The sequence below is a fragment of the Pokkaliibacter plantistimulans genome (genome assembly GCF_003194385.1).
GTDB lineage: Bacteria > Pseudomonadota > Gammaproteobacteria > Pseudomonadales > Balneatricaceae > Pokkaliibacter > Pokkaliibacter plantistimulans.
This window is the reverse complement of the sequence record NZ_LAPT01000091.1, coordinates 1-14,467: the sequence shown is the minus strand read 5'-3', so window position 1 is coordinate 14,467 and position 14,467 is coordinate 1. Positions and strand designations below refer to the sequence as shown.

General features: G+C 56.5%; 10 protein-coding genes and 2 CRISPR repeat arrays. Of the genes, 9 read left to right on the top strand and 1 reads right to left on the bottom strand.

Annotation, left to right across the window (positions count from 1 at the left end):
• Positions 1 to 113 precede the first annotated feature (113 nt).
• A complete protein-coding gene (locus WH50_RS17925) occupies positions 114 to 1,025 on the bottom strand; it encodes a DMT family transporter (RefSeq protein ID WP_165838469.1) in 912 nt (303 codons plus the stop codon).
• A gap of 133 nt (positions 1,026 to 1,158) precedes the next feature.
• Here WH50_RS17925 and WH50_RS17920 point away from each other — a divergent pair, with 133 nt between their 5' ends.
• The 9 genes from WH50_RS17920 to cas6 all read left to right on the top strand — a co-directional run bounded on the left by WH50_RS17920 (position 1,159) and on the right by cas6 (position 13,758).
• Positions 1,159 to 2,103, top strand: a complete 945-nt coding sequence (locus tag WH50_RS17920; protein ID WP_110188698.1) for a LysR family transcriptional regulator — start codon at positions 1,159 to 1,161, stop codon at positions 2,101 to 2,103.
• A 259-nt stretch (positions 2,104 to 2,362) separates the two neighbouring features.
• A CRISPR array of direct repeats spans positions 2,363 to 2,827; the repeat unit is 35 nt; unit sequence CCCGCAGACCCTCTGGCCGTTCAGGCCGTTACGAC.
• Between the two features lie 1,018 nt (positions 2,828 to 3,845).
• Positions 3,846 to 5,105 (top strand): hypothetical protein, encoded by a 1,260-nt coding sequence (locus WH50_RS17915; RefSeq protein WP_110188697.1) that lies wholly within the window; start codon positions 3,846 to 3,848, stop codon positions 5,103 to 5,105.
• On the top strand, positions 5,105 to 8,068 hold the full coding sequence (gene cas10 / locus WH50_RS17910) for a type III-B CRISPR-associated protein Cas10/Cmr2 (RefSeq protein WP_110188696.1): 2,964 nt from the start codon (positions 5,105 to 5,107) through the stop codon (positions 8,066 to 8,068). The genes WH50_RS17915 and cas10 overlap by 1 nt, the downstream gene beginning before the upstream one ends.
• Positions 8,065 to 9,258 (top strand): type III-B CRISPR module-associated Cmr3 family protein, encoded by a 1,194-nt coding sequence (locus tag WH50_RS17905; RefSeq protein WP_110188695.1) that lies wholly within the window; start codon positions 8,065 to 8,067, stop codon positions 9,256 to 9,258. Before cas10 ends, WH50_RS17905 begins: the two co-directional genes overlap by 4 nt.
• Positions 9,258 to 10,244 carry a type III-B CRISPR module RAMP protein Cmr4 gene (cmr4, locus tag WH50_RS17900; RefSeq protein ID WP_110188694.1) on the top strand — a complete coding sequence of 329 codons (987 nt, stop codon included), beginning with the start codon at positions 9,258 to 9,260 and terminating at the stop codon, positions 10,242 to 10,244. The genes WH50_RS17905 and cmr4 overlap by 1 nt, the downstream gene beginning before the upstream one ends.
• Complete coding sequence (cmr5, locus tag WH50_RS17895; protein WP_116453727.1) at positions 10,241 to 10,879, top strand: type III-B CRISPR module-associated protein Cmr5; 639 nt, start codon at positions 10,241 to 10,243, stop codon at positions 10,877 to 10,879. The genes cmr4 and cmr5 overlap by 4 nt, the downstream gene beginning before the upstream one ends.
• Complete coding sequence (gene cmr6, locus WH50_RS17890; protein WP_165838468.1) at positions 10,872 to 12,077, top strand: type III-B CRISPR module RAMP protein Cmr6; 1,206 nt, start codon at positions 10,872 to 10,874, stop codon at positions 12,075 to 12,077. Before cmr5 ends, cmr6 begins: the two co-directional genes overlap by 8 nt.
• A gap of 2 nt (positions 12,078 to 12,079) precedes the next feature.
• Positions 12,080 to 12,856: a DUF6602 domain-containing protein gene (locus WH50_RS17885; RefSeq protein ID WP_110188692.1), complete on the top strand. Its 777-nt coding sequence runs from the start codon at positions 12,080 to 12,082 to the stop codon at positions 12,854 to 12,856.
• Positions 12,853 to 13,758 carry a CRISPR system precrRNA processing endoribonuclease RAMP protein Cas6 gene (cas6, locus tag WH50_RS17880; RefSeq protein WP_110188691.1) on the top strand — a complete coding sequence of 302 codons (906 nt, stop codon included), beginning with the start codon at positions 12,853 to 12,855 and terminating at the stop codon, positions 13,756 to 13,758. Before WH50_RS17885 ends, cas6 begins: the two co-directional genes overlap by 4 nt.
• Before the next feature lie 128 nt (positions 13,759 to 13,886).
• A CRISPR array of direct repeats spans positions 13,887 to 14,287; the repeat unit is 35 nt; unit sequence CCCGCAGACCCTCTGGCCGTTCAGGCCGTTACGAC.
• Positions 14,288 to 14,467 lie beyond the last annotated feature (180 nt).

Here is a 14,467-nt window from a genome sequence, read left to right as displayed (position 1 = left end):
GCCTGCGCTCCCTTTCTTTATTCTGGTTCTATTTCTTGTCTCTTTCTTTTTATTGTCCCTTTCTTTTTTGGCTCATTCTTTATTGAACAAGTGGCAAGCAGGCGGGTGACGGCTTAACAAGGTTCCGCTTTCGCAGCGACCGTGCCTGCAACAGCCTGAGCAGCGGATTCCACCAGCTTGGCCTTACGTGCCTGACGGATATTGTGACGGCCGATAAAGATCACCGATGCCAGAATCACCAGACTGCCCACCACGGTCATCAGGTCAGGGATTTCATCGAAAATCAGCCAGCCAAACAGATAGGCCAGTGGCAGGTTGAGATAACTCAGATTAGCGATGCTGGCCATGGAACCCACGCGCAGCGCACTGATCCACAGGTAATTGTAGAGACAGCCAGAACCGGCAATGGCGAAGATCAGCAGCCACAGTTGCGGCGTCATCGGCTTCCATTCGCTGTAGGCCATAGGTGCGGTGAACAGCGCGGTCAGTACCGACAGCCAGAAGATCAGGCTGAAAGTGGTTTCATGCTTACCGTAGCCCTTGGTCATCACCTGACAGGTCGCAAAGCCCAGCGCCCCCAGCAGTGCCAGAAAGGGCACCGCGGCACTTTCCCAGCTCATGGCATCAGCCGGGCGGGCAATCAGCAATACTCCGGCAAAGCCTGCCAGTGCCGCCAGCCAGTTCAGCGGTGAGATTTTTTCTTTCAGCAGCAGCGCCGCCAGCGGCAGCATAAACAGCGGTTCGGTAAAGAACAGGCTGATCGTCATCGCCAGCGGCAAATGCGCCAGTGAGTAAAACAGCATGTAGGAGCCCAGCCCGACCAGCACCACCCGCATAAAATGCACCCGCGGGTTATGCCAGGCCAGCGTGCGCCAGCCCACATGCAGGGCAAAAGGCAGCAGCACGATGATATTGACGAACCAGCGCAGGAACAGCAGCTGCCAGGTAGCCAGCGCATCGCCGGTCAGCTTGATGCAGATGTCCATCACCGAGCCGATCAGAATAGCGTTCAAAATCAACAGCATGGCATGTGATTCAGCGGAGCGTGAGAAGAGCTTGAACATGATGGCGGGCCTACGTAATAGCCGACTGCAGACTGGCGGCTGACAAGATACTGCGCTACTTTAGTGCGGCCCCGAAAAGGGGTAAAAGGAGTTCTTGTCCCACCCCTATGAGTTTTTCTCCCGGATCATGCGTACCCAGTCCCTGCCCTCCCTCAAAGCCTTGCAAGCCTTCGAGGCCGTTGCCCGCCACGGCAGTTTTTCCCGTGCGGCAGAAGAGCTGTTTGTCAGTCAGGGAGCCATCAGCAAACAGATACGCAGTCTTGAAGCGCACTTTCAGCTCAGCCTGTTCCATCGCGGTGCGCAGGTCAGCCTGACCCCGGCAGGAGCACGCCTGTTCGACCAGCTGTCTGGCGCCTTCAGCCAGATTCAGCAGGCCTGCCAGAGCATGGTGCCGACTGAAAAGCTGGCGCTGAAAGTCCCCATGACCTTTGCCGACCGCTGGTTTATTCCGCTGCTGCGCCAGTGCGAGCAGGAAACCGGCCTGCGCCTGAGCGTGACCTCCGCCTGGAAATACGAAATTGACTTTCGCCGCGAGCAGTTCGACATGGCCATCATCTTCAATGACGAGCCGGGCGGTGACCACTCGGTCTATACCGAAACCCTGATCTGCGTAAAAAGCCCCCATTATCCCGGCCCGCGCCCCGGCGAAAGCACCGCCGACTGGCTGGCTCACGCTCACCTGATCTCCCCCTCACGCATTTTCAATGACTGGGACCGCTACCTCGACGCACTCAGCCTGCCGCGTGCCATCGTGCAGCAAGCCTCGATGATCGCCACCGACTCCATGCTGTCAGCCATTCAGGCCGCCAGCCACGGTCAGGGGCTGGCGGTGGTGGATAAACTCTTTGTGCAGGAAGAATTGCAGAACGGCCGTCTGGAACAGATCGACCCGACCGAAGTGCAGCCGGGCGGCCACTATCAGCTGTGCTTTGCCAGCCACTGGAAAGGCACCCGCGAGCTGGACAGCCTGTACCGCTGGATGGTGGAGACACTGGAAAGACAGACCGGGCAACCTGCTCAGGAGAAACAGCACCGATAAGATGATTGCCTGTTTCGCCTTGGATGTGGTGTGATAGGCAGCGCGTGGATAAGCGCAAAATGCTCTTTAAAAACAAAGGTTGTCAGATTACCTTCTGCAACACTCCAACAAATCACCGTCAACCACTTGATTTCAAAAGAAATCTTGTCAAAAAAGCGGCGATTTTCGGGTGCTTTTCAGGGTCTGCCCTGTGGATAACCTGGGGCCGTCAAAAACCGACTCGCAATGCTTTGATTGTAAAAGAGAATTTTGGGGTGCTCCCGCAGACCCTCTGGCCGTTCAGGCCGTTACGACGTATCGCGAGTGTTATACTGATAGCTGAATGAGCCCCCGCAGACCCTCTGGCCGTTCAGGCCGTTACGACAGTGTCCTGCTCCAGCGCTGTGAGGGTATCCCCCCCGTAGACCCTCTGGCCGTTCAGGCCGTTACGACCTTCCGGTTCATCGTCACCGTAGTCAGGTTCGTCATCCCGCAGACCCTCTGGCCGTTCAGGCCGTTACGACACTACTGTGTCAGAGATACGTGTGTGAGCGTAGTCTGAGTCCCGCAGACCCTCTGGCCGTTCAGGCCGTTACGACATATCAGTAAGATGTTCAATAGTTACAATGGTGTCTTTCCCGCAGACCCTCTGGCCGTTCAGGCCGTTACGACTTCAGAAAACTTTCCCGCTGATATTTTGAATATGAGCTCCCGCAGACCCTCTGGCCGTTTAGGCCGTTTTCTCCTGCAAGACTGCGATAAACGGTGCGGTTCGTGCCTCACCGTCACCCTACCGCTGACCTGATGTAGGGTGATGGTGAACGCAGTGAACCTCACCATCTGCCACTCACATCACCACCGCCAGATCACTAAAACACCCTCCCCGATCACAACTCCCTGAAATTTAACTTGTTATGTTCACGCTGGATGGTGGAGACACTGGAAAGACAGAGCGGGCAGACAGCGCCTGCTCTAGTGGAATAAGATGGCGACTGGCGCACAGCGCCGCTGCTCTTTAGACAATATGGAATAGATAGGGGTGACTGGCTGTTCAGGCCGTTACGACACCAGATCTTCAACGTTCATATCCAGCAGGTTAATACCCTCTGGCCGTTCAGGCCGTTACGACTGATTGCCCCGAATGTTTCGCTGAATGTATTCGTATCCTGCTGACCCTCTGGCCGTTCAGGCCGTTACGACCCAACAGGACACTCCCCGCCACTCCACGGAATCCATCCCCCGCAGACCCTCTGGCCGCTCAGGCCGTTACGACGCAATGCTGGCACGGATTAGGACATATTTTTCATCACCCGCAGACCCTCTGGCCGTTCAGGCCGTTACGACTTGCTTATCTGCTTTCTCATTACCAGGTCTCCATCATTTCCCGCAGACCCTCTGGCCGTTCAGGCCGTTACGACGGAAAGAGCGGAAGAATATGCCCGGCAAGTTTACGTCCCGCAGACCCTCTGGCCGTTCAGGCCGTTTTCTCCTGCAAGACTGCGATAAACGGTGCGGTTCGTGCCTCACCGTCACCCTACCGCTGACCTGATGTAGGGTGATGGTGAACGCAGTGAACCTCACCGTCTGCCACTCACATCACTACCGCCAGATCACTAAAACACTCTCCCCGATCACAATCCCCTGAAATTCAACTTGTTATGTTCACGCTGGATGGCTAAAACAGTGCAAAGCCTGTTTACAGTCATCCCCTTCCGGTGGCGCTGTATGCCCCGCCGAGTGAAGGATTACGGAGGTTCCGCAGCGTGGCCGATACGACTACCCCCCAAAGCCCCTGGTACAAACAAACCCTGCAACGCTCCACCTATTCCCTCAGCTTTACTACCCCTGCTTTTCTGGGTGATGCCGAACAGCTCGGCAACTGGCGCACACCGCCCATCAAAGCGCTGCTGCGTTTCTGGTGGCGCATTGCCAGCTGGCCCAGCATGAACGGTGATGTCGCCCGGTTGCGCACAACGGAAAAAGCACTGTTTGGTGGCGTCGGGCAAAACGGGGAAGAAAGAAATGCTGCCCAGCGCAGTCTGGTGCAGTTACGGTTGAATTCCTGGGAAGAGGGAAAGCTGAATAACAGCAATTGGCCAACATTACATCTGGACATACTAAAAAACGCGAACAATGGAAATGTTCGTGCGGATGCTTATCTAGGCTATGGCCCCATACTGCCTAAATTAATAGCTGAAATTGCGAGCGCTCGAATCACGCGTGATGCCCTAAGTCCTTTACAGAAAACAGAGCTCACTGTCACTCATGCCAAAAACGAACAACTGGCCGATGCTTTACAACTCCCCGTCCAAGACGTTCGGTTACCTTCCGATGCACTGGCACTCATGCAATGGTTTGGCACTCTAGGCAGTCGTAGCGTTAACGGTTGGGGATCAATTCAGATCACCGATAGCAGCATTCCTGCTCTGCCGACAGCCAACTCTCCTGTTCTTACCTCCGTCACCAGCAGCCTCGAAGACTGCTTAGTGGAAGACTGGCCACATGCGATTGGCAAAGATGGCAAAGGCCCACTGATATGGACCAGCCAAATAAACCTACCTTCATGGCAACGGGCTATCTCTTATCTGGGCCAGCTAAAGATTGATCTGCGCACAAAAGCAAAACAACACCGCTTCTCAGCCAAGCCGTACACCATGGCAGGTGTCCATTTACTGGGTTATCCAGCCGGACCTCAAAGAGACATAAAAAATAAAAAGAATGGAGAGATAACGACACCAAAATCTATTTGGACAATCGACGCATGGAAAAAACAAGGTAATACCCCGGAAGTCCGCATTGCCTCGCAACTGCGCTTTAAGGTGATCAGGAACAGTGAAAACACCTTTACCTGCCTGATCTACCACCTGCCTCATTCGCTCCCTGACTTCGCCGTTAGGCGCCTTGAGCCACTCCAGCAAAAATGGCTTAAAGATAACCAGCTTAAAGTTTGGCAAAAGCTCCATGAGCTACTGGATAACACCTCTGGCCTTGCCCGCTTGTCATCGCACCAAGGAGCCAATTGATGATGGCCACCCATTCTCTTTGGTCCTATAAACTGGCCGTTTGGAACCATGACCCGCTAGTTAACTTACTGCATTCAGACCCCCTTACGCTGTCACCCCGTGAGTTATCGCAAGATGAACACGCCTTACTGCACAAAGCCCAACAATGGGCGCAATCGGCAGAAGTGCCACAGGGGCTGAGTGCAGAAAGCCCGCAGTGGCTGTTTCAGCCCGATGAAACCTTCCGCTGGCAACATCCGCTCAATAGCGATGCCATAACGCCGCTGACCGCAGGCACCGCGCACGACCAGCAGGTGCTGGCTGCCAAACTAAATGCCCTGCTGCTGGAAAAGGACGACAAACAACGCGCCCTGACACTCTGGCGCTTTCTGCCTGCTCTGGCGGCGCTCACCAGCAAATGCAGCCCTGAGTTGGCTGCACTCTGGCCGCGCTTGCCGTTGCACCGTCAGGTGCCGGGCTATAACCGCTGGGCCCATCTTGATTTAACCAGTGCGCTGGCGACCGCCTTTACGCTGGATGACGAGCACAACCCGGCGCTGCTGACGCTCTCCTTCGGGCCGGTGCAGTCCTTTATTGCCGCCGCCCGCACCAGCTCAGACCTCTGGGCCGGTTCGCACCTGCTCTCCAGCATGGTGTGGGAAGGGCTTAAAGTGATTGTCAGCTACTGTGGGCCGGAGGCGGTGATCTTCCCCCATTTGCGCGGTATTCCCCTGTGCGATCTGTGGCTGACCGAGCAGGGTATTGATGCAGCGCTGTTTGAGGGTGAGCACTGGTGGAAACGTCAGTCTGATGCCAACTCGCTGTTTTCCGCCGCCCTGCCCAACAAGATTGTGGCGCTGGTGCCGCACAGCAAGGCGCAGCAACTGGCGGAACAGATACAGCAAGTGGTGCGTGACTGGGTGCAATCCACCGCCAAAGAATGCTTCGACCAGTTGCTCAGCTATGCAGGTGAAACAGCAGGCAGCCAGCATGGCTATCAACAGTTGGAACAACAGCTTGAGCACTTCCCCGATATCAGCTGGGCGGTGGTGCCTTTTAGCCCACTGGTCACTGAACAGGAAGGCAACCTTAATACGGATGAGCTTAGTAAGGCATTAGCACCCGCCAGCCCCTCTGACTTTATCAGCACCGCCCTGCTGCAAGGCCATGGCGATAATCGCTATCAGCCCACCCCGGCCACCTGCTACCCGGCGCTGTACCGGCTGCTGGACCAGCTGGGCAGCGAGGCCAAAAGCCTGCGCAACTTTACCCCCCATGATGCCCACGGCTATCGCTGCTCCCTGACCGGCGAAAGCGAATGGCTAAGTGCCGCCACCAGCCGAGAAGCCGCAACAGACGAGCTAGGCACCGCACCTAAAAAGCGCACCAATACCCTGTGGGCACAGGCGGAGAGCAAAGGCCGCCGCTATGGTTTGAAAAAAGGTGAACATCTGGGGGCGCTGGCCATGTTCAAGCGCCTGTGGCCCAGCCACTTTGTCAAACAGATCAAAAAGCAACCGGCAGTGGAGATAGAAGACTTAAACCGCTTTATCGTCTCCACCCACACCTTTGCTATCGCCACCTCGCTTAATCGGCTGCTGGAAAAGCCCACACAGTCTGATGTTCTGCCCGCCGACAAGCTGGAAAAACTGGTGAAACTTGCGGGATTGATAAAAGACTCCGACAAAGGCGAAGAAAAAGAACTCTGGTCAGCCCTACCTGCCAAGCTGGCCAAAAGCTTGCTCAATTCCACACTGACAGACGATCAGCAGCGGCATATTCGCCAGCTGCCAATACGGCTGGATGAACTGAAAGCCGACAAGAACGACGACGCCAGCCTGCAAGAGCTGGAGAAAGCCATCAAAGAACAACTGAGCGCTAAGGTCGAAACCTACTACGCCCTGATCCTGATGGATGGCGACAATATGGGCGCCTGGATCAGCGGTGAATCTCTAAGCGATGGCACGGCGACCAGCGCCTGCTACTCCCGCCTCTGGCCGGACCTCGCTGCCGACTCCCCCCTCGGCCAGTGCCCTCACCCCGGTTCACCGGCACGCCACTTGACTATCTCAGCGGCACTCAACCACTTCTCGTTGCATCTGGCCCGCTACGTGGTGGAAGAACTGTGCAGCGGCAAACTCTTGTATGCAGGTGGCGATGATGTGATGGCCATGGTCTCCATCGACGATTTGCTTCAGGCCATGCTGCTATTGCGGCTGGTCTACAGCGGTGACTGGCAGGGTGATTGGCCTACGGCGCTCAACGAACCTGCCGGGCTCACCCTTAACAACGGCGTCGCCACCCTCAACGGCAAAAGCTATGTGCTGATGGGCAGTAAGGCTACTGCGTCCATGGGGGCGGTGGTGGCTCACCATCAGGCGCCGCTGGGCATGGTGCTGCGCCAGTTACGTGAAAGTGAAAAGCGGGCCAAAAACCATGGCCGCAATGCCTTTAGCCTCAGCGTGCTGAAACGCGCTGGCGGCAGCCTTGACCTGACCAGCCGCTGGCATCGGCCTGACCTCGCCAGCGATCAGCCAGATCAGGAGCGCTACCAGCCCATGCTGCAACTGCTGGCGCTGCGCGACCTGTTTGCTAAGGAGCATATCTCGCGGCGGGCGGTCTATCAGCTGGAAGAAAAGCTGCGCAATATCCCACCCTGCCCGGTGCAAAAGAGCGGCGAAGGGTTCACCCGTGATAGCTATCAAGACCTGCTGGCGCAGCAAATCGGCTACCAGCTACTGCGCCAGAGCAGTGCAAGCGGCGACCCCATCCGCAAAGAACGCCAGGAGCAGGGCGAGCAGCTGACCGCTATGGTGATGGCCTTGTACGAGGCATCCACCACAGCCAGCCAGCCCGCCAACCGCCCAACGCCTGCCGAGTTGGCCCTGAACTTTTTACAGATGGCGGAATACCTTGCCCGCGAAGGCCGCACGGAAGAACGCCCTACTGCCGCCCCCGCACAGCCACAAGGAATACCCGCATGAGCGAAGACCGTTTTATTCAGCCGGTGGATGTGCTGTATCTGCGCGGCAATCGCCTGTTTGATGGTGCAGGCGATTACAGCGAAGCCCAGATGCCACCTTGGCCCTCAATGATGTCGGGCGCCCTGCGCGCACGGATTCTGGAAGATGACGGCAGCTTTGACAGTGAGCAATACGCTGAGAGTCGCCCCTACACCACCAACAATCAGATAAAAGAAGCCATTGGCACCCCGGAAAAGCCCGGCAACTTTACTCTTGACCTGTTTACCCTGGCCAAACGCGGCGAGGCTGGCCGTTATGAGGTGTACTTCCCCGCTCCGGCGGATGTGTTTGTCTATCGGGACAAAACCAGCCAAACCGTGACCGCCTGCTATCAGCACCCCACCCCGCCGCACAGCGCGATTCACACCAGCGCCCCGCTGCCTATGCTGCCACGACTGCAACAAGCCCTGCGGCAAAAGCCGGAAAGCGGCTACTGGCTGACCCTCGCTGGTCTGCATGCCTGGGCCAACGGGCAAAAAATAGCAGCGGGCGAGCTGATCAGCAGCAGTGCGTTATGGAAGCGCGATACCCGCCTCGGCATTGCCCTCGATGGCCACAGCCGCACCGCAGCGGAAAGCCAGCTGTATACCAGTGAAACGGTGGCGCTGGCCGAGGATGTCGGCTTTATCGCCCGTGTCAGCGGTGCCGAGGGCGTACTGCCCGGTAATGGTTTGCTGCGGCTGGGTGGGGATGGCCGCGCCGCCAGTCTGGAGACTGCCGCCTTCACCCTGCCCGCGACGGATCTGGACGCCATCTACAACAGCAAAGGCTTTCGCGTACTGACCCTCAGCCCCTGCCTGTTTACAGAGGGCTGGCTACCCAATGGCGTCACCCAGCCATCCGATCACACGTACCGCCTTGTTGCCGGTGAACTGCAGGCCACGCTGGTCTGCGCGGCCGTTGACCGCCCACAGGTGATCAGCGGCTGGAATCTGGCGGAGAAGAAACCCAAGGCCGCCAGCCGCTTTGTGCCTGCTGGCAGCGTCTACTGGTTTGCGCTGGATGATGACGTGCCCCGTGCCGTCCTCGATACCCTGCATGATGACCTGTCAGAGCTGTTTATTACCCAGCTCGACGGGCAACGCCGTGCTGAAGGTTTTAACCGTATTCTGCTGGCCCCCTGGGCTCGAACTACTTCCGGGAGTAAATAATGTTTCAAGCCTCTGCTGCCCTGTTTTTTTACGCCATCAGCCCAGTGCATGCCGGTGCTGGCACCGCACTGGGCGTTATTGATAACCCCATTCAGCGAGAGCGCCATACTGACTTCCCCATCATTGCCGGGTCAGGCATTAAAGGCGCCATACGCCACCACTTCTGGGCCGAAGCGGCTGACGACAAACCAAAGAACTGCAAAACCATGGTCGAACGCATCTTTGGCCCGGATTCGCAAAACGGCGAAGGCTTTGCCGGAGCTATCAGCTTTGGCGATGCCCAGCTGGTGGCCTTCCCCGTGCGCAGCATCAAGGGCGGCTTTGTCTACGCCACCTGCCCGCTGGCACTGGCACGGCTTAAGCGGCTACTGACGATCACCGGCCAGTCAGCTGACTGGGTGATTCCCGATAACAGCCTGCTAAAGGACAAGGCTCTGTGTGCCAGTAAGAAACCCCTGCTCAACACTACGCTGGCACTGGAAACCTTTACCTATCACGCGGAAACCGACGACGACAACGGCAACGTAGCCAAGCTGGCCAAGTGGCTGGCACAAGCGGTTTTTGGTAAGGACAAAGGCGACTACTTCCACGACAAGCTGACCAACGAGCTGGTGGTGCTGAGCGATGAAGACCTCAGCTACTTTGTGCGTAACGCCACCGTGGTCGAGCCCCATGTGCGCATCAATGACGAGACCGGCACCGCCGACGATGGCGGCCTGTTTTATACCGAAAACCTGCCGCCGGAAACCCTGCTGGCCACCGCACTTTTTGCCAGTAAAGAGAGAACTAACAACGACCAGCGTGCGCAGGCCCAAGCCTATAAGGCGGAAGATGTTATGCGTTTTGTGCTGGAGGGAGATGGCCATCAGCATCAGGGGTTACTGAATAGCAAGGTGATCCAGCTCGGTGGCGATGCCACCACCGGGCGCGGGCTGGTGCAGGTGAGTGCATTATTCACTGAGCATGCAGCGAAGGAGCACTCATGAGCAGGTACAAGAAACAGCAAAAATCAGCCATCAGTTCAACTTCGGCCAATACAAAAAAGATGAACGAACGCACTGAAAACGAGTTCCAGCCTCATCAGGCTGACAACCACGCAAAGCTTGACACTGATCAGACCCGCTCCGCCTTTGCCTGGCAGCAGGTCTGCAAGCACTACGCGGAATCAGAGGCTAAAGACGGCGACTTCAGCAGCTATGCCAATCTCTGCAAAGGCGTACCCGCGTTGATTATGAGCAACGGCCTGATGCAAACACTGGCGTTTTTGCAGAGTAAATACAAAGAGACTCAACTCAAGAATCAATCAGCGGAAGAGCTGAAGAAAGCCAAAGAGAAAAATGCACGTACCCGCCATCATTCGTGGCTGCTGAGCGACGTATTGAAATGCCTGAAACTGCTGAGTGAATCCGATGCACTCAGCCCTGCAACCTATCAAATTGCGATGAGTGATCTGGTGAAAAAGAACTCACTCGAATACCGCATGGCCACTGAACAGGCCATGGCCACCCTGCGCTGGTTACGCCAGTTTGCTTCAGCGCAGCAAGCCTTACTCGGTGATAAAACGGCCTCAGCAAGCGACACCAATGGCGAGCAACAACCGGCGGAGCAGAGCAATGGCTAAAGAAAAAGAACAAGAAAAAGAACCAATAACCCGTTGCTATGCCGTACCGGATTATCTGACCCCATTGCTGGCCGGTCAGGATATTCCCCCCGGCCATCGCTTTGGTCTGTACTTCAAAGGCTGGCAGCGCAGTGGCACCACCAAGGACGACTGGGCGTTAAACAAAGAACAAAAAAGCGAGGCATTAAAAGACGTCACTCAATTAGGCAATACAGCGGCGGAGCTATCTAAAAACCTACTTAAACGTCAGAGCACGCTAAAGGGCCAGATGCCTGAACAGGTCTTCCATCTTCACGCCAAAAACACCTCCCCCTTTATAACCGGCATGGGCAATGAGCACCCGGTGGAAAACGGCTTCGCCTTTCTTCCCCCCTACGGCGTGCCCTACCTGGCCGGGTCTGGCATTAAGGGCATGTTACTGCGGGCAGCCAAGTATCTGGCATTCAATCAGCGCGATAACTGGTCAGATGCTGCTATCAATGTCTTGTTCGGCTCGGCCGACATGGACGAAGCAGGCAACCCCATCAAAGGCCAGCAAGGTGCGCTGCGCTTTTGGGACTGCTTCCCGCAGGTCGCCAATAGCCAGCTTGCTGTAGAGATTATGACGCCCCATAACGGCGACTATTTGCAGGGCGACAGCACGCCGCATACCAGCGGCCAACCGGTGCCAATTCCCTTTCTGGCGATACCGCCTGAATCGGCCTTCGATTTCTTTATTCAGGCTGACCTTGCCCGCTTAGATCAGGCGCTGAAAAGCCACTGGCAAACGATGCTAAAGGCAGCGTTTACCACACTGTTTGAGTTTGTCGGCATGGGGGCGAAAACCGCCGTGGGTTATGGGCAGATGCAAAAACTGCAAACACCAGAAGAAGTGCAACAAGAGCGCAAGTTGAAAGAGGAAGAGGAGTCACGTCAGCGGGAGGCACGGCTAGAGCAGGAAGGCTATGGCAAGGAAAAGATCGACGAGCAAGGCGTCTACGCCAGACTGGAGGGATCGGCAATCTGTATTCAGGACAAGAATACAAAACTGATTGCCACTTTTCACAATGCCAAAACAATTTGGGATTCGTTACCCGATGACATTCTCGCCACATACAAAAAGAAGAAAAAGCCCATCAAGGTCACTGCCAGCTATGTCCAACAAGGTAACAACAAGACGCTAACTTCCCTCACACCAGAACCCGACCAGGCAGGTTAACCATGAATACCGCCAGCGCAGCCTCAGAACTTGACGGACCAGCCTACTTGCGCGCTTGCTTTAGCGCTGAGCAAAGCTCACTAACGGCCAAGATTTCATTGGCAAATACGTCCATTACCCATAGCGGCAAAATGGGCGAAGTGAACGAACAGCACTTTATCGAGTTTCTGCGCCGCCACCTGCCACGCCGCTACTCCGTCGATAGCGCTATCGTGATCGACTCCCAGGGCAGCGTTAGTGATCAGATAGATATTGTTATTTACGACAACCAATACACACCCATTTTGCTAGGTCAGCATGGGCATCATTTCGTCCCTGCCGAAGCGGTTTATGGAGTGATTGAGGTAAAGCCCCAGATTGATAAAAGCACTATTGAATATGCAGGTGGGAAAGCTGCGTCCGTTAGGAAGTTACATCGAACCACTGCCGAGATTCCCCATGCAGGCGGCAAATTCGCCCCCAAAGAACCCTTCCCTATTTTTGCCGGGCTGGTAGCTGCAAGACGTATTGAGTGGGAAGGAGGCATTAACAGTCAGGTGCTGTTAAGTCATCTGCAATCACTGGATGAGGCTCACCACCTCGATTTTGGGCTGGCACTGGAGGGCGGCCATTTCGACTTCTTCGAACGTGGAATGGAAACCACGAATCAACAGAACGCACTTGGCTTTTTTCTGTTTCGGCTGCTCGATAAGTTACAAAGCCTTGGCACAACCCCCGCCGCCGACTGGAAAAAATACGCCGACGTTATGCGTCAGCTGCCGGACCTCAGCACCCCATGAGCAACCTTCCCTTTAACGGCCTTGATACGCTGGCGGTGCTGTTCCCCCTGCGCTCGGTGCAGGTCAGCCTGCAACTGACCAGCGCAATCGAAACGGGTTACTTCCACCATGTGATGCTGCACGGCTGGCTGCGCAATCTGGCGGGCAGCCCTGACCACTTCAGCGATGGCCTGACCCTGACCGCGCCGGAGACGGGACGCACCCACTACGCCGCAGGCGATACCTACCGTTTTACCCTCACCGCCACTGCCGCTGCCGAACCCCTGCTGGCTCTGCTGCTCAAACGCCTGCGCCTGTTGCCTGCCAGCGCCAGCCATATCAGTGCGTCGCACATCCTGCATGACAACCTGCGCTGTTTAAGCCTTACCGACAGCGTGAGCGGCCAGCCGGTGCGGCAGCTGAGTGACCTGAGCGGCATCGGGCTTACGGAGCTGGAAGCACTGATCGACAGCGCCAGCCAGCTGCAGCAAGGCGAGCTGCGCTTTATCAGCCCGGTCAGGCTGAAGCGTGCTGAGGAAAGCACTGATAAACAGCACAAAGGCCGCAACCGCTATTGCCATCACCCCGACCAGCTGGACTGGCCATTGCTGGCAAACCGGCTGGCGGACAGCTTTATTACACTGGTGCAGCAACACAGCGGGCAACGCTACAGCCGTCCGCACTGGCCACAGGCCAGTATTCAGGTGCACAGCCTGCGCTGGCAGAGCGTGCGCTATAGCGAGATGCCCAATAAGGATATGGGCGGAGCACTGGGCAGCCTTCACCTATACTTGCCCAACGCCCTGCCGCGCTGGGCCTGGGCACTGCTGATTCTGGGCCAGTATCTGGGTATCGGTCAGGGCCGGGGCTTCGGGCTGGGGCAATACCGGCTGCAGCCGGAGCTGACATTGCTAAGGGAATAACCCTGCCGCTGGCTTCAGAGCCACGGCATTGCTCTTTAACAATCTGGATAGGGGATGGTATCGGAGGATGGCCGTTCAGGCCGCTACGACGTTCAATGAACGTTCGGCCTCCGTCACAAATGTCGTCTCCCGCAGACCCTCTGGCCGTTCAGGCCGTTACGACAAATTCCAGCTGGTGAATGGTTGGAACTTCCAGACTGTCACCCGCAGACCCTCTGGCCGTTCAGGCCGTTACGACGAATCACAATTACTGCCTTTTCAAGATGACACAACACCCGCAGACCCTTTGGCCGTTCAGGCCGTTACGACTCAAAAAATCTTGTCTTGGGCAAAGGCATAGTCTTTCTCCCGCAGACCCTTTGGCCGTTCAGGCCGTTACGACACTCTGGGAGTGCGGGGTCATTGAGGAAAAGTGAGTAGGCCCGCAGACCCTTTGGCCGTTCAGGCCGTTACGACTTCATCGAGAGTGGGTTGATTGCGTGCCGACGTCGTGGCCCGCAGACCCTTTGGCCGTTCAGGCCGTTCAGGCCGTTCAGGCCGTTCAGGCCGTTCAGGCCGTTCAGGCCGTTCAGGCCGTTCAGGCCGTTCAGGCCGTTACGACATCATGTTTTACGTCCCCATGACAGTAATGCTGAGAAGACCCGCAGACCCTCTGGCCGTTCTGGCCGTTCTGGCCGTTCTGGCCGTTCAGGCCGTTACGAGTACTGCA